The sequence below is a fragment of the Devosia sp. XGJD_8 genome (assembly GCF_046614475.1).
Classification (GTDB): Bacteria; Pseudomonadota; Alphaproteobacteria; order Rhizobiales; family Devosiaceae; genus Devosia.
Window position 1 is genome coordinate 48,670 of the sequence record NZ_JBKJHF010000002.1, and the last position, 20,930, is coordinate 69,599.

Annotated in this window: 24 protein-coding genes; 6 read left to right on the forward strand and 18 right to left on the reverse strand. The window is 65.6% G+C overall.

What is annotated here, in order from left to right:
* Nucleotide 1: 1 nt before the first annotated feature.
* The 4 genes from ACLI1C_RS15690 to ACLI1C_RS15705 are packed head-to-tail and all read right to left on the reverse strand — an operon-like array spanning nucleotide 2 to nucleotide 3,291.
* A complete protein-coding gene (locus tag ACLI1C_RS15690) occupies nucleotides 2–1,180 on the reverse strand; it encodes a diguanylate cyclase domain-containing protein (RefSeq protein WP_411398415.1) in 1,179 nt (392 codons plus the stop codon).
* Between the two features lie 58 nt (nucleotides 1,181–1,238).
* Nucleotides 1,239–1,739 (reverse strand): YbaK/EbsC family protein, encoded by a 501-nt coding sequence (locus tag ACLI1C_RS15695; protein ID WP_411398417.1) that lies wholly within the window; start codon nucleotides 1,737–1,739, stop codon nucleotides 1,239–1,241.
* A gap of 10 nt (nucleotides 1,740–1,749) precedes the next feature.
* Complete coding sequence (locus ACLI1C_RS15700) at nucleotides 1,750–2,385, reverse strand: MOSC domain-containing protein (protein WP_411398418.1); 636 nt, start codon at nucleotides 2,383–2,385, stop codon at nucleotides 1,750–1,752.
* Nucleotides 2,386–2,388: 3 nt separating this feature from the next.
* Complete coding sequence (locus ACLI1C_RS15705) at nucleotides 2,389–3,291, reverse strand: polyprenyl synthetase family protein (protein WP_411398420.1); 903 nt, start codon at nucleotides 3,289–3,291, stop codon at nucleotides 2,389–2,391.
* Nucleotides 3,292–3,370: 79 nt separating this feature from the next.
* On the opposite strand from ACLI1C_RS15705, the gene ACLI1C_RS15710 reads away from it, so the two are divergent.
* Nucleotides 3,371–4,087, forward strand: coding sequence for a transglycosylase domain-containing protein (locus ACLI1C_RS15710; RefSeq protein WP_411398422.1), 717 nt, complete (start codon nucleotides 3,371–3,373; stop codon nucleotides 4,085–4,087).
* Here the strand turns inward: ACLI1C_RS15710 and ACLI1C_RS15715 are convergent.
* Nucleotides 4,084–4,617, reverse strand: a complete 534-nt coding sequence (locus ACLI1C_RS15715; RefSeq protein ID WP_411398424.1) for a gamma-glutamylcyclotransferase — start codon at nucleotides 4,615–4,617, stop codon at nucleotides 4,084–4,086. The genes ACLI1C_RS15710 and ACLI1C_RS15715 overlap by 4 nt on opposite strands.
* 186 nt (nucleotides 4,618–4,803) lie before the next feature.
* Here ACLI1C_RS15715 and ACLI1C_RS15720 point away from each other — a divergent pair, with 186 nt between their 5' ends.
* Nucleotides 4,804–5,775, forward strand: coding sequence for a DUF2125 domain-containing protein (locus tag ACLI1C_RS15720; protein ID WP_411398425.1), 972 nt, complete (start codon nucleotides 4,804–4,806; stop codon nucleotides 5,773–5,775).
* Between the two features lie 169 nt (nucleotides 5,776–5,944).
* On the opposite strand, the gene ACLI1C_RS15725 is transcribed toward ACLI1C_RS15720, so the two are convergent.
* The 3 genes from ACLI1C_RS15725 to ACLI1C_RS15735 all read right to left on the reverse strand — a co-directional run bounded on the left by ACLI1C_RS15725 (nucleotide 5,945) and on the right by ACLI1C_RS15735 (nucleotide 8,815).
* Nucleotides 5,945–6,916 carry a prephenate/arogenate dehydrogenase family protein gene (locus tag ACLI1C_RS15725; RefSeq protein WP_411398426.1) on the reverse strand — a complete coding sequence of 324 codons (972 nt, stop codon included), beginning with the start codon at nucleotides 6,914–6,916 and terminating at the stop codon, nucleotides 5,945–5,947.
* Nucleotides 6,913–8,013, reverse strand: coding sequence for a histidinol-phosphate transaminase (gene hisC, locus ACLI1C_RS15730; protein ID WP_411398427.1), 1,101 nt, complete (start codon nucleotides 8,011–8,013; stop codon nucleotides 6,913–6,915). The genes ACLI1C_RS15725 and hisC overlap by 4 nt, the downstream gene beginning before the upstream one ends.
* A 70-nt stretch (nucleotides 8,014–8,083) precedes the next feature.
* On the reverse strand, nucleotides 8,084–8,815 hold the full coding sequence (locus ACLI1C_RS15735) for a class I SAM-dependent methyltransferase (RefSeq protein ID WP_411398428.1): 732 nt from the start codon (nucleotides 8,813–8,815) through the stop codon (nucleotides 8,084–8,086).
* Between the two features lie 106 nt (nucleotides 8,816–8,921).
* Here ACLI1C_RS15735 and gloB point away from each other — a divergent pair, with 106 nt between their 5' ends.
* Both gloB and ACLI1C_RS15745 read left to right on the forward strand, forming a co-directional pair.
* Nucleotides 8,922–9,689, forward strand: coding sequence for a hydroxyacylglutathione hydrolase (gloB, locus tag ACLI1C_RS15740; RefSeq protein WP_411398430.1), 768 nt, complete (start codon nucleotides 8,922–8,924; stop codon nucleotides 9,687–9,689).
* 176 nt (nucleotides 9,690–9,865) lie between these two features.
* The gene (locus ACLI1C_RS15745) at nucleotides 9,866–10,117 is read left to right on the forward strand and encodes a hypothetical protein (RefSeq protein ID WP_411398432.1); all 252 of its coding nucleotides are present in this window, start codon (nucleotides 9,866–9,868) and stop codon (nucleotides 10,115–10,117) included.
* Here ACLI1C_RS15745 and ACLI1C_RS15750 read toward each other — a convergent pair.
* The 7 genes from ACLI1C_RS15750 to ftsE all read right to left on the reverse strand — a co-directional run bounded on the left by ACLI1C_RS15750 (nucleotide 10,114) and on the right by ftsE (nucleotide 15,596).
* The gene (locus ACLI1C_RS15750) at nucleotides 10,114–10,563 is read right to left on the reverse strand and encodes a hypothetical protein (protein WP_411398434.1); all 450 of its coding nucleotides are present in this window, start codon (nucleotides 10,561–10,563) and stop codon (nucleotides 10,114–10,116) included. The genes ACLI1C_RS15745 and ACLI1C_RS15750 overlap by 4 nt on opposite strands.
* 199 nt (nucleotides 10,564–10,762) lie before the next feature.
* Nucleotides 10,763–12,163, reverse strand: coding sequence for a class II fumarate hydratase (gene fumC, locus ACLI1C_RS15755; RefSeq protein ID WP_411398436.1), 1,401 nt, complete (start codon nucleotides 12,161–12,163; stop codon nucleotides 10,763–10,765).
* 119 nt (nucleotides 12,164–12,282) lie between these two features.
* Nucleotides 12,283–12,462 (reverse strand): 50S ribosomal protein L32, encoded by a 180-nt coding sequence (gene rpmF / locus ACLI1C_RS15760; protein ID WP_240230970.1) that lies wholly within the window; start codon nucleotides 12,460–12,462, stop codon nucleotides 12,283–12,285.
* Nucleotides 12,463–12,645: 183 nt separating this feature from the next.
* Nucleotides 12,646–12,990 (reverse strand): hypothetical protein, encoded by a 345-nt coding sequence (locus ACLI1C_RS15765; protein ID WP_411398437.1) that lies wholly within the window; start codon nucleotides 12,988–12,990, stop codon nucleotides 12,646–12,648.
* Between the two features lie 127 nt (nucleotides 12,991–13,117).
* A complete protein-coding gene (locus tag ACLI1C_RS15770; RefSeq protein ID WP_411398438.1) occupies nucleotides 13,118–13,927 on the reverse strand; it encodes a lysophospholipid acyltransferase family protein in 810 nt (269 codons plus the stop codon).
* 84 nt (nucleotides 13,928–14,011) lie between these two features.
* Nucleotides 14,012–14,941, reverse strand: coding sequence for a cell division protein FtsX (locus tag ACLI1C_RS15775; protein WP_411398439.1), 930 nt, complete (start codon nucleotides 14,939–14,941; stop codon nucleotides 14,012–14,014).
* The gene (gene ftsE / locus ACLI1C_RS15780) at nucleotides 14,934–15,596 is read right to left on the reverse strand and encodes a cell division ATP-binding protein FtsE (protein WP_332692351.1); all 663 of its coding nucleotides are present in this window, start codon (nucleotides 15,594–15,596) and stop codon (nucleotides 14,934–14,936) included. The genes ACLI1C_RS15775 and ftsE overlap by 8 nt, the downstream gene beginning before the upstream one ends.
* 220 nt (nucleotides 15,597–15,816) lie before the next feature.
* On the opposite strand from ftsE, the gene ACLI1C_RS15785 reads away from it, so the two are divergent.
* Nucleotides 15,817–16,689 carry a zinc-ribbon domain-containing protein gene (locus ACLI1C_RS15785; RefSeq protein ID WP_411398440.1) on the forward strand — a complete coding sequence of 291 codons (873 nt, stop codon included), beginning with the start codon at nucleotides 15,817–15,819 and terminating at the stop codon, nucleotides 16,687–16,689.
* On the forward strand, nucleotides 16,689–17,099 hold the full coding sequence (locus tag ACLI1C_RS15790; RefSeq protein ID WP_411398442.1) for a response regulator: 411 nt from the start codon (nucleotides 16,689–16,691) through the stop codon (nucleotides 17,097–17,099). The genes ACLI1C_RS15785 and ACLI1C_RS15790 overlap by 1 nt, the downstream gene beginning before the upstream one ends.
* A gap of 88 nt (nucleotides 17,100–17,187) precedes the next feature.
* On the opposite strand, the gene lysA is transcribed toward ACLI1C_RS15790, so the two are convergent.
* The 3 genes from lysA to argH all read right to left on the reverse strand — a co-directional run bounded on the left by lysA (nucleotide 17,188) and on the right by argH (nucleotide 20,926).
* Nucleotides 17,188–18,447, reverse strand: a complete 1,260-nt coding sequence (gene lysA, locus ACLI1C_RS15795) for a diaminopimelate decarboxylase (RefSeq protein ID WP_411398443.1) — start codon at nucleotides 18,445–18,447, stop codon at nucleotides 17,188–17,190.
* A gap of 180 nt (nucleotides 18,448–18,627) precedes the next feature.
* Nucleotides 18,628–19,347: a gamma-glutamylcyclotransferase gene (locus tag ACLI1C_RS15800; RefSeq protein ID WP_411398444.1), complete on the reverse strand. Its 720-nt coding sequence runs from the start codon at nucleotides 19,345–19,347 to the stop codon at nucleotides 18,628–18,630.
* A 133-nt stretch (nucleotides 19,348–19,480) separates the two neighbouring features.
* Nucleotides 19,481–20,926 carry an argininosuccinate lyase gene (argH, locus tag ACLI1C_RS15805; protein WP_411398445.1) on the reverse strand — a complete coding sequence of 482 codons (1,446 nt, stop codon included), beginning with the start codon at nucleotides 20,924–20,926 and terminating at the stop codon, nucleotides 19,481–19,483.
* Between the last annotated feature and the right edge of the window lie 4 nt (nucleotides 20,927–20,930).

Sequence of the window (20,930 nt, forward strand, 5' to 3'; positions counted from 1 at the left end):
GCTAGTCCAGGCTCAGCCGGTTGCGGCCGTCGGACTTGCTGGCATAGAGCAGGCGGTCGGCGCGGGCGAAAAGGGTTGTAAGGTCTTCGTCCGGGCCGAGCATGCTGGCGCCGATGCTGATCGAGAGGGCCTCCCCGCCCGGCAGGATGGGCAGATCGGCAATGCGCTGGCGCAGGGCGTCCAGGATGGGGCGGGCCCGTTCTCTGTCGCAGCCATAGATCAGCAGCGCGAATTCCTCCCCGCCCAGCCGCGCCGCCATGTCCATGGGTCCGCGCGCAGCGTCGCGGATGGCCTCGGCCACCTGCTGCAGGGCCTGGTCGCCGGCCATGTGGCCATGCCGGTCGTTGACCTGCTTGAAGTGGTCGAGATCGAGGATGGCCAGCATCAGCGGCTCGTCGACACGGTGGGCATGGGCGATGGTGGCGGTGGCGTGGCGCTGGAACAGCCGCCGATTGGCCAGGTCGGTCAGTGGATCGAACTGGGCCTGCCGCGCCAGGAGGGCGCCGAGCAGGAACTGGCGGCGATGGGCATGCTCGCGCAGATAGCCGCCGACAGCGGCGACGGGCACGGCCATCGCCATGACCAAGGTAAGGCCCAGGTGACCCGCCAACTGCGGCCCGGGCAGGTAGATGAGCCCCGCGACAGCAGTGGCCAGGACCAGGGACAGGGACGCGATCAGGGCGACATAGAAGGTCATGCCAATGGGCAGGAAGGCTGCCATGACCACGACGATCTGCGCCGTATCGGCGGCCAGCAGGCCATTGGTCTTGAAGATGACGGTGGTGATTGCGACGACCAGGCCAATGGCGACATAGATGAGGAAGCCGGCCGTGCCGACCCGGATGCGGTTGCGCAGGGGCAGAAATATGTAGCCGGCGAGAATGAGCAGCACGCTCCAGCGCGCGCCCAGCAGCACCCAGATGTCCGGCGCTATGGTCTCCCGCCCGGCCAGGTTGAGCCGGAAAATGTCGAAGGCGGCAAAGCCGGACCAGATGATCAGGCCGGCCCAGGCGCAGACCAGGGCTGGGCGGCGCTGCTCTTCATCGACCAATGCGCGGTATTCGGCCTCAAGCGGTTGCTCGAACTGCAAGCCGCGATAGCCCCGCGCCAGCTGGCGGGCATAGGGCTCGTCCAGGGGCCGTGGCTGGCCATCGATCGCGCTGTTCACTACGTGCAGCACTGTTGATGCTTCTCCGCGCAACGGCCGAAAGCGGCCCTTGCCCGGCCAAGCTAGTTGCTTACGATTGCAAAGCAGTAAAGGACTGTTCGGCAATCTGCGGCGGCTGGCAGGCATCAACCCATTTATTGCCGCAGAGTTCGGCGAGCCGCGCCACGCTCAGGCGCACCGATGCATGGGTGTCCCCGCCGGCGGGGATGACCTCGTCATAGACCTTGAGCGAGCTATCGAGATAGATCGGCAGCGGGCGGGGCAGGCCGAAGGGGCAGACGCCGCCGACCTGGTGGCTGGTCAGCTCGGCCACTTCCTCGGCGCCCAGCATGCGCGGACGGCCGCCAAAGGCGGATTTGGACTTGGCATTGTCGAGCCGGGCATCGCCGCGGGTCACCAGCAGCAGCACATCGCCATTGACGCGGATGCACAGGGTCTTGGCGATCTGGCCGGGCTCGCAGCCATGTACCAGAGCGGCGGTCTGCACGGTGGCGGTGGAATCGGCGGTGACCTCGACGACAAGATCGGGGGCACGGGCGGCGAGGTCGGCCTGGACGGACTGGAGGCTCATCGGGACGCTTTCAGAACAGGCGGGCGAGGCGGTTTTGGTAATCGGCGCGCATCTTGTAATGCACCGGGGCGGTGAGGGCACGGCGCATGAATTCGGGGTCGATCTCGCGCACCCCGTCCTGCGCCATGAGCTCGGCGACGCTGGTGCGTTCGCCTTCAAAGAGCTGGTACTTGACCGGCTTGCCGGCTTCGACGCTGCCGGGCTCGATCACCCGGCAATAGGCGCCGGGACGGCCGGCGCGGTGGAAGCGCCTGACCCAGCCCGGATCGCCCATGCGCGCGGCAAAGACCATGCAGGGCGTGCGGTGGGAGGTGACTTCCAGCACCACGTTGCCGATGGTGAAGCGATCGCCTACCGAGACCTGGCGCCCGGCGACGCCGCCAATGGTGAGGTTTTCCCCGAAGGTGCCGGGGGCGATGGTTTCGCCCAGCTCGCCCGACCACCACTCATAGTCATCGCCAAAATAGAGATAGACGGCCTGGTCGACCCCACCATGGTGGCGGCGATCGATGATGGCATCGTCCTTGAGGCCCTGGGCATCGATCTCAACCGGGCCCTCGACGGGCCGCTTGAAGATGCCGGTCACGGCCGACTTGGCGGGGATGGGTTCGGGCTTGCCGCGGTTGACGCTCAGAAGAATGGCCATGTGTCAGTGCTCCCGGGCGGCAAAATAGCGGACTGTGCTGCGCAGGCCATCCGCCCTGGGGCCGAAGGTGCGCAGGGCCGACAACGCTTCGCCGACGATCTGGTTCAGCCGCTCCCGGGCGGCATCGACGCCGAGCTGGGCCACCAGGGTCTGCTTGCCCATGCCGGCATCCTTTCCGGTGGCCTTGCCCATGGCCTGGGACGTGGCGGTGACGTCGAGAAGATCATCGGCGAGCTGGAAGGCGCGACCGGCCGCCTCGGCATAGGCGGTGAGGACCGAGAGGGCGCGCGCGTCGGCGCCGCCGAGAATGGCACCCACGCGCACGCTGGCGCGGATCAGGGCGCCGGTCTTCATCGCCTGCATGGTCGAGATGTCATCGCCCGAAAAGCCGCCCTGCTCGCCCTCGATATCGCGCATCTGGCCACCCACCATGCCGCCGGCGCCCGAACCGGCGACGAGTTCTGCCACCAGAGCGATGCGCACAGCGGGATCGGGATGGCATTGCGGATCGGCGAGCAGGCCGAAGGCATGGGTGAGCAGGGCGTCGCCGGCCAGGATCGCGGTGGCGTCGTCATAGGCCTTGTGCACGGTGGGCCGGCCGCGGCGCAGGTCGTCATCGTCCATGGCAGGCAGGTCGTCGTGGATCAGCGAATAGCAGTGCACCATTTCCACCGCGAGGCCGGCGGCGAGTGACTGGGCCGGCGGAATGGCAAAGAGCGCAGCCGCCTGGCGCAGCAGCAGGGGGCGCAGCCGCTTGCCGCCCGCGAGGCTGCCATGGCGCATGGCGGCGACAAGCCGTTCGGCGGCCGGACCCGGGCCGGAAAGGCGCGCCACGGCAAGCCGATGGTCCAGTGCCGTCTCCACGGCATTGGCGCAATCGGTCATGTCGGCAGCGAAATCATACATGGGTCTGTAGCTAGCCGGTCATCCGTGCGGGGGCAAGGTGGCACTGGAATGTGCCGGTCGCGTCGGCTATTGAGCCGCTATGGCACGACGCAGCAAACCCAAGGGCTTCTGGCGGATACTCCGCCCCATTGCGGTGGTCGTCGTTCTTCTCGCGGCGATTCCGGCGCTGCTGACGCCGCTCTATCTCTTTGTCGATCCGGTTTCGGTGCCCATGCTGGAGCGCTATGTGACGGGGCGGCCGGTGGTGCGCGACTGGCGCGACCTGGGCGAGATTTCCGACCGGCTCAAGGCATCGGTGATCCTGTCCGAAGATGGGCAGTTCTGCCGCCACTGGGGCGTCGACCTGGGCGCGCTGCGCGACGAGGTCGAGAACTACATGGCCGGAGAGGAGGCGCGCGGCGCCTCGACCATCACCATGCAGGTGGCGCGGAACCTCTTCCTCTGGAACGGGCAGAGCGTGGTGCGCAAGGCGCTCGAAGTGCCGCTGGCGATCTATATCGACCTGGTCCTGCCCAAGCGGCGGATCATGGAAATCTACCTCAATATTGCCGAATGGGGCCCCGAGGGACAGTTCGGCGTGGCGGCCGGGGCGCAGCGGGCCTTTGGCGTCGAGCCGCAAAATCTCGACTGGCGGCGGGCGACCCTGCTGGTGACGGCTCTGCCTAACCCCATGCTGCGGCAGCCGGGGCGGCCTTCGGCCGGCATGCTGCGCATTGCCGGGATCATCGAGGCGCGGGTGGCCGAATTCGGGGCGCGGGCCAATTGCGTGGGCGAGGGTGGCCGGCTGGCGCTCTAGGCGGCCGCCGCCTCGTCGCGCAGCAGCAGTTCGGCCAGGGCCATCAGCTGGCGGTCGCGGATGCCCAGTTCATTGAGATGCCGGGCGGTATTGAGCACATAATCGACATTGCGGCCGGACAGGCCGACGCCGGCACGGACCATGGCCAGCTGCTGCTCGATGCTGAGATGGCCGGCAAACTGCTCGTGCCGCTCGTCGACGAGGAAGGCCAGGGCGCTGGCGGTGCGGCCATCGGCCAGATGCACCGGGCGCATCACGTCGCGATAGACAGCGGTGACCTGTTCGCGCGCCTGCAGATAGGCGCGCACCTCCGGCCAGTCGCTGTCGGCCACCTCGAAAACCATGCCGCGGCAGGAGCCGCCCCGGGTGAGCCCGAAGACCAGGCCGGGTTGCTCGACGGTGCCGCGATGATGGTGGGAGACGATGGAGAGGCTGCGATGGGCGCCGCGCAGCAGGCCCTGCTGCGCCGAGACATGGGCGAAGCCGGGATTCCAGATGAGGGAACCGTAGCCGAAGACCCAATGGGTCACTGTTGTATCTGAGCTTTGCATCGCCATAACCTGAACAGAAACCTAGGCAAGCTTGCCGCGCGAGGCAATTGCAGGCTCTGGATAGAAGCCATGCGATCCTAAGACGACCCGGATTTACCGGCAATGAATGCGTGCCGCGGCGATGACACTTTAGTCCGCCAGCCGGGGAAGGTAAGACTGCCCGCCATGAAAAAGCGAATCATCATTGTTGGCAGCGTCGTCGTCGCCGTGGTTGTCCTGTGGAGCGCCGCCTGGCTGGTACTGGCCGGGATGGTGCGGCAGAATATCGAGGCGCTGGCCGCTGCCGACGGGGTCACGACGCCGAGCCTTTCCTGCGAGGCGCTCGATATCGGCGGCTTTCCGTTCCGCTTCGATGTCGATTGCAGCAATGCAAATATTGTCAGCGGCGATGTCGCCGTGGCGGTGCCGGGCATCCGCGCCAGCGTGCGAGTCTATGCGCCCACTCATATGCTGGCCTCGGCGCTGGGCCCGCTGCAGCTGACCGACAGCTTTACCGGTACGCGCAACGCGGTGGCCTGGTCGGTGCTGGAGGCCAGCGTGCGGCTCGACAACTGGCGCATCGCGCGCGCTTCGGTGTCGGGCAAGGATATGGTGTGGTCCGACAGCCTGTTCGGCGATGCGGTAATCGCGCAGAGCCCGGCGGTCGAGCTGCACCTGTTCGACATTCCCGAGCAGCATGATGCCGAGCGGCGGCTGGCAGCGCTGGCGCTCTATGGGCGGGCGCAGGCCCTGGCCTGGCCGGGGCTGACGCTGGCCGACACCAATGCGGAAATCGAACTCGAACTGTCGGGCCTGCCCGACGATGTGCGCGCCTGGGGCGATCCAATGCTGCTGCCGGCGATGCAGCAGGCGGGGGCCGAACTCAAGGTGGTTTCCATCCATGGCACCGATGCCAGCTCGGTGCTCGATGCCAGCGGCGCACTGCGGCTCGATGCACAGGGCGCGCCAGAGGGGCAGATCGCGGTGACCTCGACGGGCGTTGCCGAACGGATCGGGCCGCTGATCGAGGAGCCCTGGCGCACACTCGTGTTGGGCACGCCGGCAGCCGATGGCTCGCACACCAACCAGCTCAATTTTCGGGCCGGCGGGATCTATTCGGGGCTGGTGCCGATCGCAGCGGTGCCGCCGCTTTATTGATCGTGCGGTGCCACGACCTCGTCCTTCAGCAGGCCCAGTATGAGGTCTACTGAAGTTGCTGGTGAGACGGCGAAGAGCGCGATGCGCCTTCGGGCCATTCGGGCGCAGCCCTCATGGCCTTGAGCACTAAAATCGCTCCACTGGAGCGATTTTCCCCTCCGGGTCGCGCTCAAGCGTCGTCGCCGCCGCCATGTTCGCGGACGAAGGGCACGTCCGGCACGGGCGTGGCCTCGTGCGGGCGGCCGAAATCGGGAGCGGCAGTTTCCTGCCCGGCCGAGATGATCGAGCGGCGGATGGCGCGGGTGCGGGTGAACATGGCTTCGAGTGCCGGGCCATCGCCCAGGCGGACCGAGCGCTGCAGCACGCTGAGATCCTCGGAAAAGCGGCCCAGCATTTCGAGCACGGCATCGCGGTTGGTCAGGAACACGTCACGCCACATCACAGGGTCGGAGGCGGCGATGCGGGTGAAGTCGCGGAAGCCGGAGGCCGAGAACTTGATGACCTCGGACTGGGTGGCGGCCTCGAGATCGGCCACGGTGCCCACGATATTGTAGGCGATAAGATGCGGAATGTGGCTGGTGATGGCCAGCACCATGTCATGGTGGGCGGCATCCATGGTCTCGACCTGGCTGCCCATGGCGCGCCAGAAGCCGGCGAGTTTTTCGGTGTTGGCGGGATCGACCTCGGGGCCGGGCGTCAGCACGCACCAGCGGCCGGAAAACAGTTCCGCAAAGCCGGCCGAGGGGCCGGAATGCTCGGTTCCGGCAATGGGATGGCCGGGGATCAGGCTGACGCCGGCGGGGATGTGCGGCTCCAGTGCCTTGACCACATGGCCCTTGACCGAGCCCACGTCGGAGATGATGGCGCCGGGTTCGAGCGCCGGGGCGATGGCCTGGATCACGCTGTCATAGGCACCCACGGGCGTGCAGAGGATCACCAGATCGGCGCCGCGCACCGCCTCGGCGGCGTCGAGGGTATAGATGTCGCCCAGGCCGAGCTCGCGGGCCTCATCCAGCGTCTCCTGCTTGCGGGTGGCAATGGAGATGACCTCGACCAGCCCCTGGCGCCGGGCGGCCAGCGCGATGGAGGAACCGATAAGCCCGATACCGATCAGGGCCAGCTTGCGGAAGTGAACAGTCATGCGATCTTGACCAATGCCTTGAGAATGCCGACGACGCCGCGCATCGCCTGTTCGGAGCCGATGGAAATGCGCAGCCCGTCCGGGATGCCGTAGGAGGCGCCGATTTCGCGCACGATGAGGCCGCGCTCCAGCAGGGTCTGGAAGGCCAAAGCCGCGTGATCGGCGTCAGGGAACATGACCATGACGAAATTGGCCTGGCTGGGCACGACGCGGAAGTGGTTGGACTGGTTCAGTTCAGCCGTGATCCAGTCGCGCCACTGCGCATTATGCGCCTTGAGCCGGGCGGTGAATTCGACATCGCGCGCCGCCGCCGCGCCGGCCAGCTGGGCCGGCAGGTTGACGTTGAAGGGGCCGCGAATGCGGTGGATGGCGTCGACGATGGGTGCCGGGCCAAACATCCAGCCGATGCGGGCGGCGGCCAGGCCCATCTTGGAGAAGGTGCGGACCATGACGACGTTCTGCGCCTCGCGCACCAGGGCGGTGGCCACGGTGAAATCCTCGGCCGTGACATATTCGGCATAGGCATTGTCGATGACGAGGAGAATGTCGGGGCGCAGGCCGGCATGCAGCCGGCGGATCTCGGCGTCGGGCAGGTAGGTGCCGGTGGGGTTGTTGGGGTTGGCCAGCCAGACGACCTTGGTCTTCGGCCTCACGGCGGCCAGCAGGGCATCGACATCGGCGGTATAGTCATCCTCGTCGACCATGACGATGGCCGCGCCGGTTGCCCGGGTGATGATGGGATAGACCGAAAAGCCGTAGCGGCTCATGACCGCCTCGTCGCCCTCACCCAGATAGCACTGCGCCAGGAGGTGCAGCAGATCGTCCGAGCCGTTGCCGCAGACGATCAGCTCGGGATCGATGCCATGCACTTCGCCCAGAGCGGTGCGAAGAAGGCGCGACGAACCCTCGGGATAGATGTCGAGGTGATCGGCGGCCGCGCGGAAGGCCTCCATCGCCCTGGGGCTGGCGCCCAGCGGGCTTTCATTGGCCGACAGCTTGACGGCATTGCTGCCCGGCGCGCCGGACTTGCCGGGCAGGTAGGGGGCAATGTCGAGAATGCCGGGCTGCGGAACGGGGCGGATAGTGTCGTCGGACATGATGCCAATCTGGGCGGAAAAACCGCGCGGACCATAGTCAAAGCGCGGGCGGAAGGCAAAGCGGAATGCGCTATCCCTGGCGTGCCGTGGCGGTGTTCATGCCCGGGACGCGGACGAAGCGCTCTTCGCGCTTGCGGCGGGGGACGGCGGGGAAGGCCTCCTTGCGGGCGCGCACGCAGATGACGCCGCTCATGGCCGGGCCGAGCAGCCGGCCGGCCCGCTCGAAGAGGCGGGTGGACTTGAGCACCAGCGAAGACTGGAAGGGCGGCACGAAGAGGCCATCGCGCCAGGCTTCCGGGACGAAGCTGTGGTCGCGCAGGAGCTTGTCGAGCTGGCCACCCGAATAGGGGTTGCCCGAGCCGAAGGGGGTATTGTCGCGCTGCGCCCAGATGCCGCGGCGGCGCGGCACGACCATGATCAGATGACCATTGGGCGCGGTGATGCGCCAGAGCTCACGCATCAGCTCCTCCGCATCGGCGACGTGTTCGAGGGCATGGATGGCGATGGTGAGATCGACGGCCGCATCGGTCAGCGGCATTTCCAGCGGATCGCAGAGCACGGTATGGGACGGGCCCTCGCGCGGCCAGGCCGAGGCGCCCTGGCGGGCCGGCATGAAGGCCAGCACCCGCTCGGCACTGTCCAGCGTGAAGCGCAGATAGGGCGTGGCAAAGCCGAGCCCCAGCACGCGCTTGCCGCGCACATCCTCGGCAAGGCCCATGACCTGTTCGCGCACCAAGGCGCGCGAAATGCGCCCGAGCGGGGACTTGTAATAGGCGATGAGGCGGGTGACGTCGGCGGTCATGAGCGCAACTTGCCGGTTTCCCAAAGACTTGTCCAACGGACCGGTTGTCATGTGGCTGCGGCGCACCTAGCTTTCAAGCCGTTCTAACGTCCCCAGGAGTTGCACCATGAGTCTGATCGTCGATGTGTTCTCAGCCCGGAGCGACAATTTCGGCTATCTGGTGCATGACACCGCCACCGGCCGTACCGCGGCGATCGATGCGCCGGAAGCGGCCGCGATCCGAAACGCGCTGATCCATCGGGGCTGGAACCTCACCGACATCTTCATCACGCATCACCATATCGACCATGTCGAGGCGATCCCCGAGCTCAAGGCGGAATTCGGGGTCCGTGTCGTGGGGCCGCGCGGGGAGGCCGACAAGATCGAAGGGCTCGACGTGCTGGTCGCCGGTGGCGATACGGTCACGCTGGGCGAGACGGCATTCGATGTCTATGACGCGCCCGGGCATACGCTGGGCCATATCGTCTTTCACGACAGGGTGGGCAAGCACCTGTTCACCGCCGACGCGCTGTTCTCGCTGGGCGTGGGCCGCATGTTCGAGGGCACGCCGGGGCCGATGTGGGAAGGGGTCAAGGCGCTGCGCGCGCTGCCCGACGACACGCTGGTCTATTGCGGACACGAATATACCGCCAGCAATGCCAAATTCGCGCTGTCGATCGATCCGGACAATGTGGCCCTGCAGAAACGGGCGGCCGAGGTGACGGCGCTGCGGGCGGCGGGCAAGGCCACCATTCCTTTCCCGCTGGGCGAGGACAAGGCGGCCAATCCATTCCTGCGGGCCGACGATCCGGTGCTGGCGCGGCAATTCGGGCTCGAGGGCGCCGAGCCGGCCGAAGTGTTCGCAGCCATCCGGAAGGGCAAGGACAATTTCTAGCCAAGCCGGGCGGTCGCCGCACGGCGATCGCCCTTAACCATGCCGCGCTTTGGGAGCCAAAGCGTTAACAAAACGTTAGCATCTGGCACACCGATTGCTCTTAATAGGGCATAGGGCCAGATCATGTGTCTCATTGCGAGACAGGCTGGCCCGCTTTGAGACAAGCGAGGCACGCAATGGCCAATTCTGACACCAAAGCTGGTGGACTGCCCGTCCGGGTGGGTGCCGCGCGTCCCCGGCCTTCCCTGCACCGCACCGAGACGGCGGCGGCCTTTGTCAGCCAGTTGCTGGCCGAGCGCGACCATCTGCCGCCGCAGCGGAGCCGCCGGCGCGACACGCCCGAGGGCGCCATCGGGGCCTATGCCGACGGCGCCAAGGTTGCGGTGAAGCGGATGCCGATGGGCTACCGGACCAGCATCGTCGCCTAGCTCATCGTGACGTCGCGGCCGGCGCTGGTGATGGAGACGGTGAAGCCGGCAACAACATCGATCAGCGCCATGACCATGAGCAGGAAGAACACCGAGCTCGAGGCCGCGCCCGCCAGCAGGAACTCGATCAGGAACGCCACGAAGAGCACCATGGAGAGCATGTGCTCGACGATCGACGAGCGTCCGGCATTGGTGGATTTCAGCACTTCGATGAAGAGTGCGATGATGCCTATGACCAGCAGGAAATCGCCGGCGGTGATGGCCCAGGGCGTGCCGGAGACCATGGGAATGGTGAACAGGCCATTGCTCCAGCCGGTGGGCGAGCCGCCAAAGAACAGGAATGCCACGATATTGTAGAGCACGAAGGGCACGACCAGCAGCGGCGGGATGAAGCGGCCGTTGCGGCGCGGGGCGTGCGGGGTCGGCATATAGACGGTTTCGGTCATCGTGGCGGCTCCGGTTTGGCGCCGTGCACCATGCCAGAGGCCGGCATGGGCGTGAAGGGCTCCTGACGACCCGCGACCACCGAGCGACACTCCCCTCGATGGGGGAGACAGGGAGGGGTGCGGAGAGCCCCTATATCCGGGCTAGCCACTCCCCCACCCTTGATCCCTCCCCACAAGGGGGAGGGTGTCGACTGAAATGTCAGCGCTTCAGTTTGAGCGGGCCGACCATCTGTTCGGGCTTGACCTCGGCGTCGAACTCCTCGCCGGTGAGCAGGCCCAGGGCGATGGCTTCCTCGCGCAGGGTGGTGCCGTTCTTGTGGGCGGTCTTGGCGATCTTGGCGGCGTTGTCGTAGCCGATCTTGCGATTGAGCGCGGTGACTAGCATCAGCGACTTGTTGACCAGTTCATCGATGCGCTTGCGGTCGGGTTCGATGCCGATGGCGCAGTTGTCGTTGAACGACTTGGCACTGTCGGCCAGCAGGCGCACGCTCTGCAGGAAATTGTAGGCGATGACGGGCTTGAAGACGTTGAGCTCGAAATTGCCCTGGCTGGCCGCAAAGCCGATGGCGGCGTCATTGCCCATGACCTGGGCGACCACCATGGTCATGGCTTCGGACTGGGTCGGGTTGACCTTGCCCGGCATGATGGAGGAGCCGGGCTCGTTTTCCGGGATGATGATCTCGCCTAGGCCCGAGCGCGGGCCGGAGGCCAGCCAGCGCACGTCATTGGCGATCTTCATGAAGGCCACTGCGAGCTGCTTGAGGGCGCCCGAGGTGCCGACAAAGGCGTCGTGGCCGGCCAGGAGGGCGAACTTGTTGGGACCGGTGACGAAATCATGCCCGGTGAGGGTGGCGATTTCCCTGGCGACGGCGACAGCATAGTCGGGATGGGCATTGAGGCCCGTGCCGACGGCGGTGCCGCCCAGGGCCAGTTCCTTGAGCTGGGGCAGGGTGGCCTTGATGGCGGCCACGGCATAGTCGATCTGGGCGACCCAGCCGGAGATTTCCTGGCCCAGAGTCAGGGGCGTTGCATCCTGGAGGTGGGTGCGGCCGATCTTGACCACGTCCATATAGGCTTCGGCCTTGGCGTGGAGCGTATCGCGCAGCAGGGCGACGCGCGGGAAGAGATAGTTCTCCAGCGCCTCGACAGCGGCGATATGCATGGCCGTGGGGTAGGTGTCGTTGGACGACTGGCTCATGTTGACGTGGTCATTGGGGTGCACGGGCTTTTTGGAACCCATGGTGCCGCCGGCCAACTCGATGCCGCGGTTGGAGATGACCTCGTTGACATTCATGTTGGACTGGGTGCCCGAACCGGTCTGCCAGACCACGAGGGGGAAGTGATCATCCAGCGTGCCGGCAATCACCTCGTCGGCGGCGGCGACGATCAGGTCGCGGGTCTTCTCGTCGAGCAGGCCGAGCTTGTGGTTGGCGAGGGCCGCGGCCTTTTTCAGCACACCGAAGGCGGTGACGATTTCCTTGGGCATCTTCTCGCCGCCAATGTCGAAATTGGCGAGGCTGCGGGCCGTCTGCGCGCCGTAATATTTGTCGGTCGGAACCTCGATGGTGCCCATCGTGTCCGATTCAACGCGCATGCTCATGGCTCAACTCCGATATTGGCCGCTCTTTCCGGCGGCAGACAAAGCAAAACGGCCGATCCTGGTGGGGATCGGCCGTCGGCATAACAGAAACGAGCGCAAGGCGCGCCTCGTCTTTCGTTTTATTTCTTGACGTCGAGAACCTGGCGACCGCGATACATGCCGGTCTTGAGGTCGACGTGATGCGGACGGCGCAGCTCACCGGAATCCTTGTCTTCAACATAGGATGCGGTGGCAAGAGCGTCGGCCGAGCGGCGGAAGCCACGCTTCATCGGCGAGGTCTTTCGTTTTGGCACTGCCATGGTCGGTACTCCGAATTCAATATCGTTGCGCCGCCAAAGCGGCCCAGAGAGTTCATCTCTGAAGGGATTGACCGGCTCTATAGAGCAAGTATCGGGGCTTGGCTAGGGGGTTTTGCAGGAGTCGCGCGGGGACTTTTCGGTCCCGCTGACAACAGCCCGCCGTGGGAGGCCAGGCCCTTGTGGCTAGGCCGCCTGGGCGCCGGCGGCGGGCTCGGCGCCTTCAAGGTCCCAGATCGTGGCCATCCGCTGCGTGGCGGCGGCGGGGGAGAGCAGACGGAAGGCGCGATCGGCACAATCGAGTGCCAGGCGGAAGCGGGTGCGGCTCATCGGGTCGCTGACCAATTCATTGGTCGAGCCGACCCAGAGGACATGGCTGCCCTTGGCGATCAGGTAGAGATCGGAATCGCCCATGGCGAAATGATCGACATTCTCGCTGACCAGTCCATAGGTCCGGCCCGAGCGGCCCTGCCAGTTGCTGAGCCGGCCAAAGCCGTGGATCAGGACGTTGTTCTCGACAGTGCCAGCCATTTCACGCCATCTCCAGCGATCATCGAACAAGAACAAAAATAGAACAAATTCAGATAGACGTCAAGCGGTTCAGCGTTCGATGACTATATGTATGTGCGTGTTCGGCTATATCGTCAATATGTAGTGGTCAGGAGACCTGTGCGCGCGACTCCTTGAGGGCGTCGAGCCTGGCCTGAAACTCAGGGCTGACGGGACGGCCGAGACCGTTTTCGGCTGCCTTGAGAATCAGTTCATCGGAACCGGATTCGATGGCTTTTTTGAGTCGGTCGAGAAAAACGTCGGGCGCGAGGCCGGCTTCGATGGGGGGCAGGAACTTGGCCTCGGCGGTGCCGGGCCAGATCAGGAGGCTGTTGCGGCCCCAGAACAGGCCGGAATTGAGCGCCACCGGCACGACGGGCACCTTGAGCTCCATATAGAGCCGGACAATGCCCTGGCGGTAATCGGCCGGCGCAAGCGGCGCCCGGCGGGTGCCTTCGGGGAAAATGACGATGCGGCAGCCCCGTTCGATGGCGGCATGGGCCTGCGCCATCATCAGCGGGATGGCCTCGGCCCCGCGCTTGCGGTCCACCTCGATGCAGTCGAGCGAACGCGCGGCCCAGCCGAAGAAGGGAATGCGCATCAGCTCCTTCTTGACGATATAGGCGGGGCGGCCGGTATAGGGGAAAATCGCGAAGACGTCCCAATCGCTCTGGTGCTTGGCGGCGATGATGCAGCCGCCGGCGGGGATGTTTTCCTCGCCGCTGACCTTGGTCTTCACCCCGGCTATGGCGCGCAGATAGGCGAGGTTGGAGCGGCACCAGAATTTTGCCAGGCCCCAGCTCAAGGGAGTGCGGCCGCTGACCAGCGCAATGGTGCCGATGGTGACGGCGACGAGCGCGGTCTGGCCGATGAAGATGAAATAGAACAGCGCCGTCCGCAGCGCCTGCACGATTGCCATTGGTCTCTCCTGCGGCCTGCCGCCATTTCGAGCGTCATACCGGGCAAATGCCCGCTTGGCGAGGGCGTTCCCGACCCGGCAGGGCTAGGACGTCTCGCCGAGGAAGCGGCGCACGGTGACGCGCGAAGTGATGGCGGTGAGTGCGGCGATGACGGGCACGACGGCGGCGATACCGATAATGCCGGCCAGGCCCAGCGCAAAGCGGCCGAACAGGACGCCGACCTGGGCGCCGGCTTCGCTCGACAGCATGTTGCCCGCCGCGGTGCCGACCAAGGCGAAGAACAGCAGGGCCGCAATGGTGCCGAGCAGGCCGCCCTGGAGGCCTATGGAAAGGAACCGCCCCTGGAATTCGCCGGCAATGAACTTGTTGGAGGCCCCGATATAGTGGAGCACGTCGACGATCTCGCGATTGGTCGCCATGGCGCCGCGCGTGGCAAAGACGATGGCGAGCACGGTGGCGGCGCCGATCAGGATCAGCACCAGCAGGCCCGACAGCACGATGGTGCCGGCCATGGTGTTGAGCTGCTGCCGCCAGGCGGCATGGGTATCAAGGCTGGCGCCCTGCACGGCGGCGAGGTTGCGCTCCAGCCCGGCAATGTCGGCTTCGGCCGGGTCGGCTAGCTGCACCACGACGAGGCGCGGGATCTCGATGGCGGTGAGATCGAGCCCGGCGCCGAGCCACGGCTCGAGCAATTGCTGGCTTTCCTCGATGGTGAGGGCGCGGGCCGAGGCGACGCCCGGGGTGGCTTCGGCCAGCGACACGGCGGTGCGCAGGTTGGAATCCATCAGCTCGCCCTCGACGGGGCGCAGCTGGATAGTGACTTCGCGCCCGACATCGGCCGACCAGGCAATGGCCGATTTCTGCACCAGCACGACCCCGCCCAGCGTCACCGCCGAGAGAAAGCTCATGATGGTGATCAGCAGCAGCAGGGTGCGGCCGGCGACGCTCTTCTCGGGGACGATGGGTGCCGCGCCCTTGCGGGCGGGGAGGAGGGCCAGGATGCGCTCAATCATGGATCACCAGCTCGCCCTTACTCAGCAGCATGCGTGGATAGTTGAACTTGTCGAGCAGGGGCAGTTCGTGGGTAGCCAGGATGATGGTCATGCCCAGGGTGCGGTTGAGCTCGGCAAAGAGGTGGACGAGGCGGCTCGACAGATCGGGATCGACATTGCCGGTCGGCTCGTCGGCGAGCAGCACCTTGGGGCGGGCGATGACGGCGCGGGCAATGGCGGCGCGCTGCTTTTCGCCGCCCGAAAGCAGCGAGGGCAGCGCATTCATGCGCTCGCCCAGGCCCACCCATTCGAGCAGTTCGGTGACATTGGGGCGATATTCGCTCTCGGGCTGGCCCAGCACGCGCAGCGGCAGGGCGACGTTCTCGAATGTCGTCAGGTGGTCGAGCAGGCGGAATTCCTGGAAGACGATGCCGATATGGCGGCGCATCTGCAGGAGGCGGTCCTGGCTGAGGTTGTTCACATCCTCGCCGAACATGGTGACCCGGCCGCGCGAGGGCTTGAGCGAGAGCAGGAGGAGGCGGAGCAGCGAGGTCTTGCCGGCGCCCGAGGGGCCGGTGAGGAAGTGGAACGATCCCGGCTCGACCGAAAAGGTCAGGTCCCGCAGGATTTCAGGACCATTGCCATAGCGTAGCCCGACATCGGAAAACTCGATCAAGAGTGCTTGGCTCCCCATTGGTCCGCTTGTGACGCGAATCAAAACGTGCGCGCATCATAACAGCCATGGGTGCTGCATGCGCCTGAAGCTGTCCTTGCCTGTATGAAAGGGGCACAAATGTGGTGGATTGCGTGCGGGCCGGGGAGGGGTTTGAGGAGTTTTAACTCCCGCCCTCTAGGGTCACCGGAGAAATGCCCCGATCCCCCTTCCGTCCGGCCCGATGATCATCACCTGTCCCCATTGCGAGACCAAGTATCAGGTGACCTACGAGGCCATTGGCTCGGCAGGTCGCAAGGTGCAATGCGCGCATTGCCAGCAGGCCTGGCAGCAGCGCCCGCTTGACCCCGAGCCGGAACCGCCCACCAGCGAACAGAAAGAGGCGTTCGAGGCGATTGCCGAAGATGGCCTCGACGAGGCCATGGCCGACGAGGAGCGCAAGGTCGCCGCCGAGATCGCCAAGCGCCTGGCGCAGGAACAGGCGGCCGATGGCGTCCAGCGCAAGGCGGTGGACGCGGGCAAGACCGAGGCCGCCATGCTGCGCAAGCGGCAGAAGGATTTTACGCGCCGGCAGAGCGCCATGGTGGCAGACCTGCCGCTGGCCCGGCTGCGGCGCAGCATGCGCATCGCCTCGGTGCTGCTGGTGGGCGGGCTGGCCGCGACCGGGTATTTCGCCCGGGTTCAGGTGGTGGAGCGCTATCCGCAAATGGCCGGCGTCTACGAAGCCATCGGGCTGGGCGTCAATGTGGTGGGGCTCGACTTTTCCGATGTCACGACGCTGCGCACGCTGCGCGACGGCAAGGAAGTGCTGGTCGTTTCCGCGCAGATCGTGGGCATCAAGCGCGAGCCGGTGGTCGTGCCATCGGTGGTAGTGACCCTGCTCAATGCCGAGGGCGAAGGCATCTATGAGTGGAGCGTGACGCCATCGGTCCGCGACCTGATGGCGGGCGAACGCTCGACCTTCGATACCCAGCTGACCATGCCGCCGGGCGAAGCGACGCGCGTGCGCCTCAGCTTTGCCGGCGGACAAGATGTGCGGAAGGCGACCGACGGTACAGCCGGCACGACCGCAGAGACAACACCGGAGCATAATTGATGGCCCGCATTCTGGTAGCCGAAGACGATCCTTCCGTGCGCGCCTTCGTGGTCAGCGCACTGACCATGAAGGGGCATGAAGTCGTCGCCGAGGAGGATGGGGGCCTGGCCGCCGAGACGGCCGATGCCGAAGCAGGCCGGTTCGACCTGCTGCTCAGCGATATCAAGATGCCGATCATGGACGGGATCGGGCTGGCGCTGCATGTCGCGGCCAAGTTTCCCGACATGATCATCGTGCTGATGACCGGCTTTGCCGATCAGCGCGAGCGGGCGCATGGGCTTGATGCGCTCATCTATGATGTCATCACCAAGCCCTTCACGCTGGCGGACCTATTGGCCAAGGTGGACGACGCGCTGGTGGGCAAACCGGTGGAAGTGCTGTCGCTCGGCCGACAGGCGCAGCTGCAGTAGGACGCCCACCTAGCCTCCCCCTGAAGGGGGAGGAATCCCAGCGGTGCACTGGCAATATCGTGCCCTATACCCGATCTGTCCTGAAGCGCTAGAGCCAGTCCGGCACGCTGTCGAGTGCGATCAGGTCGTCCAGCGACTTGCGTGGGCGGATGACGTGGAAGCGGTCGCCGTCGACCAGCACTTCGGGGATCAGCGCGCGGGAATTGTAGGTCGAGGCCATGACGGCGCCATAGGCGCCGGCACTCATCACCGCCAGCATGTCGCCTTCCTTGACGCCCGGCATGGTGCGGGCCTTGGCCAGATAGTCACCCGTCTCGCAGACGGGGCCGACAATGTCGGCGGTGATCTGGGCGAGGTTGGAGTGATTGACCGGCACCACGTCGTGGTGGGCTTCATACAGGGTGGGGCGGATGAGATCGTTCATCGCCGCGTCGACGATGACGAAATTGGTCGCCCCCTGCTTCACATATTCCACCTTGGTGACAAGCATGCCGGCATTGCCGACCAGCAGGCGCCCGGGTTCGATCACCAGCGAGCAGCCGAGCTGGCCGATCTTGTCGCGCACCACCGCCGCATAGGCCTCGGGATGGGGCGGGGCTTCCTGGTCGTGATGATAGGGAATGCCCAGGCCGCCGCCGATATCGACATGGCTGATCGTGTGGCCGTCGGCGCGCAGGGTCCCGACGAGCTCGGCCATCAGGCCGAAGGCGTTGCCAAAGGGTTCGAGATCGGTGATCTGGCTGCCGATATGCATGTCGACGCCCACGGCCTCGACATTGGGCAGGCGGGCAATACGGCGATAGACTTCGTGGGCGCGGGCATAGGGGATGCCGAACTTGTTCTCGGCCTTGCCGGTCGAAATCTTGGCATGGGTGCGGGCATCGACATCGGGATTAATGCGCACCGACACCTTGGCGGTCAGCCCCATATCGGCCGCGACCATGGAGAGGCGTTCGAGCTCGGGCTCGCTCTCGACATTGAAGCACTTGATGCCGGCCTGGAGGCCGCGGCGCATTTCGGCAATGGTCTTGGCGACGCCGGAAAAGACGATCATCTCCGGCTTGATGCCGGCGGCAAGGGCCCGTTCGAGCTCGCCCAGCGAGACCACGTCGGCGCCGGCGCCTTCACTGGCCATGAGCTTGAGCACGGCCTGATTGGAATTGGCCTTCATGGCATAGGCGAGCAGGGTCGGAATGCCCTCAAAGGCCGCCTTCACCACCCGCACATGCCGGCGCAAGGTGGCGCTGGAATAGACATAGAAGGGCGTGCCCACCTTGGCGGCGAGGTCGTTGATGTTGACGTCCTCGGCATAGAGCGTGCCGTCGCGGTGTTCGAAGTGGTGGACCATGCTCGTCAGCTTCCTGCCTTCCCTCTCCCCTTGCGGGAGAGGGTGCCCGAAGGGCGGGTGAGGGGTTCTGTCCACCCTCGTGGACCCCTTATACGGCGCTGCGCGCCACCTTCTCCCGCAAGGGGAGAAGGGAGGGTGGCCTAGGCTCTATTCCAGCGCACCGGAAAACGAAAGCAAGACTTATCGATCAGCCTCATAAGCCGCCTCGATGCGGTCGGCGACCAGGGACTGGAGCTGCCAGAGATGGGGATCGTGGATGCCGATATCCTCGAGGTGCTGCACCGTGGCGTGGAGATATTCGGCCATCGAGCCGCGTGATCCCACGGCGGTCGCGAGCACGTCGGCAATGGCTTCGACGGACAGGCCCGAGACGTAGCGGCCCGAATTGCGGTCCATGCAGAAGGTGAGGGCGCGGATGGTGCGGTCGCCACTCCTGGCATTGACCCAGCGCGGCGGGAAGGGCGAGGGCAGCCAGCCCATTTCGCGCTCCAGCAGCTTGGTCATGCACTCATCGATCTGGCCCGGGGGGAGGCGATAGAGCACGCCGTTGCAGGCGCCGCCGCGATCGAGTGCCAGCATCAGGCCGGGATTGGCATCGGAGCCGCGAAAGCGGTTGTTCCAGCCGAGGCAAAAGGCGCGATGCCAGCCGCGGACCAGGCCGGTGCGCATCTCGACGAAATCGCAGGCCGGTTTCCAGATCAGCGAGCCATAGGCAAAGATCCAGACCTCGTCATGGTCGCGGGTCGGGCCGAGCAGCTCGGTCGTGGTGCGGATATGGTCGTCAGGCGTCGCGGCGCGCATGCCGGCGGGTGGGGGCGGCATTTCTTCGGTGGGATTGTGCGGCTGCAGGTAGCCGACATGGCGCTCGGTCAGGCGCATTTGTCGGGTGTTTTTGGGCACTCGTCTCTCCGCGTCGCCGAGGCAGAATAGCAACGAATCGTGCCTGCTCAGCCTCTGGGCCATTCGAGCATAGCTCTCATGGCCTTCTCACCTAAAATCGCTCCACCGGGGCGATCTTGCCCTGCGGGCCGGCTCAAAGCCCGCCATCACCATGGGTGCCATGCTTCTTCTTGCCCAGCGGCTTGGGGTCGTGCGGTTGCCCGGTCAGCAGCGTCTTCCAGCGGGCGGCCTGGACGAGCACATTGGCGGGGGCGGTGCCGCCATAGCTCTGGCGCGCCGCGACCGAAGCTTCGACGGTCAGCACCTTGTGGATGCGGCTGTCGATGCGCTGGTCGATGAACTTGAAGTCCTCGATGGTCAGCCCTTCCAGCCCGCAATTCTTCTGCTCGGCCAGGGCGACGATCTGCCCGGTGATGTGATGGGCGTCGCGGAAGGGGATATTGAGCTCGCGCACCAGCCAGTCGGCGATATCGGTGGCGGTGGAGAAGCCGGCCGCGGCGGAAACGCGCATGCGCTCGCGATTGGGGGTCAGATCGCTGACCATGCCGGTCATCGCGGCCAGCGACAGCGACAGGGAATCCAGCGCGTCGAAGGCGACTTCCTTGTCTTCCTGCATATCCTTGGAATAGGCGAGCGGCAGGCCCTTCATCACCACGATCAGGCTGGTGAGCGCGCCCAGGATGCGGCCGATCTTGGCGCGGACGAGTTCGGCGGCGTCGGGATTGCGCTTTTGCGGCATGATGGAGCTGCCGGTGGTGAACTTGTCGGAGAGCCGCACGAAGCTGAACTGCGCCGAGCTCCAGATCACCATCTCCTCGGCGAAGCGGGAGAGATGCATGGCACAAATGGTGGCGGCGGCGAGGGTCTCGAGGATGAAATCGCGGTCGGACACGGCGTCGAGGCTATTGGCGGTGGGCCGGTCAAAGCCGAGTTTTTCGGCCGTCATGTGCCGGTCGATCGGATAGGGCGTGCCGGCCAAAGCCGCTGATCCCAAAGGACTTTCGTTGAGCCGCTTGCGCGCATCGAGCAGCCGGCCGGCGTCGCGGCCGAGCATTTCGACATAGGCGAGCAGGTGATGGCCGAAGGTCACCGGCTGGGCGCTCTGCAGGTGGGTAAAGCCGGGCATAATTGTTTCGGCTTCTTCCTCGGCGCGGGTCACCAGAGCCAGCTGCAGCGTCGTCACCTGGGTGACCAGGGTGTCGATGGTGTCGCGGACATAGAGCTTGAAATCGGTCGCAACCTGATCGTTGCGCGAGCGGGCAGTGTGCAGCCTGCCGGCAGCATCACCGATCTTTTCTCGCAGCTTGCTTTCGACATTCATGTGAATGTCTTCCAGTGCCCGCGAGAACGTGAAGGTGCCGCCCTCGATTTCGGCCAATACCTCGTTCAGACCGGCTACGATGCTGTCGCGGTCGGCCTGCGTCAGAATGCCCGTCTCGGCAAGCATTGTGGCATGGGCGATCGATCCGGCAATATCCTGGCGGTAGAGACGCTGATCAAAGCCGATCGAGGCGTTGATCTCTTCCATGATGGCGTCGGGGCCGGTGGCAAACCGGCCGCCCCACATCTTGTTGCTCATCGAA